Annotated in this window: 1 pseudogene; it reads right to left on the bottom strand. The window is 41.8% G+C overall.

The window, feature by feature from the left end:
• A pseudogene (rdgC, locus tag CIK04_RS24840) lies at positions 1–429 on the bottom strand (recombination-associated protein RdgC); the annotation flags it as partial.
• Positions 430–619 lie beyond the last annotated feature (190 nt).

Raw genomic sequence — 619 nt, 5'->3', positions numbered from 1 at the left:
GCTGTGGCACTCGACAAAATCAAACCTTCTTTTGGCAAGATGAGCACATAGGTGTGATTACTGCGGCTGAAAGCTCGTGGTAGAAGATCGATAATGATGTCTTCTTTAAGTGTTTCTTTCTCTTTTTTCTTCAGCGGGCGGCCTTCTTGGGCTTCCATCGCTTCCACTTTGGCATTCAGTGATTCTTTGATCACCGAAGCGGGCAGCATTTTTTCTTCTTTTTTAGCACAGATAAGAATGCGGTCTTCGTGACACGATGGGTCATCATATCACCGTGTTCGTCCCATCGCTGCTTACCCAGCCAAATTTTTGCTTATCCTGGCTGCCACAAGGCGTATAACGGAACTCTGCCAATTGTTTTTCAAGTTGATCTGCGTTGAATTCAATCTCGCGATTCACGCGATAGACCATACAGTTTTTAAACCACATAGCGCTTCTCTAAGATAAATACAGGGGCAACATGATAGGCAATTTTTTCTAGCTTGTCCTAATCGAGTTGGAAAAAACAAGATGAATCAACAAAGACAGTTATATGAAAATTTGTTTGCAAAGGTCACAAAAGTGTCATAATTGAACGTGATAATGCTTTCAGTTGCAAAGGGCTAGGGCCTATAAATTA

The sequence above is a fragment of the Vibrio sp. 03_296 genome (assembly GCF_002265885.1).
Note: the sequence above shows the minus strand (reverse complement) of the source record. Positions and strands in the feature narration are given on the sequence as shown.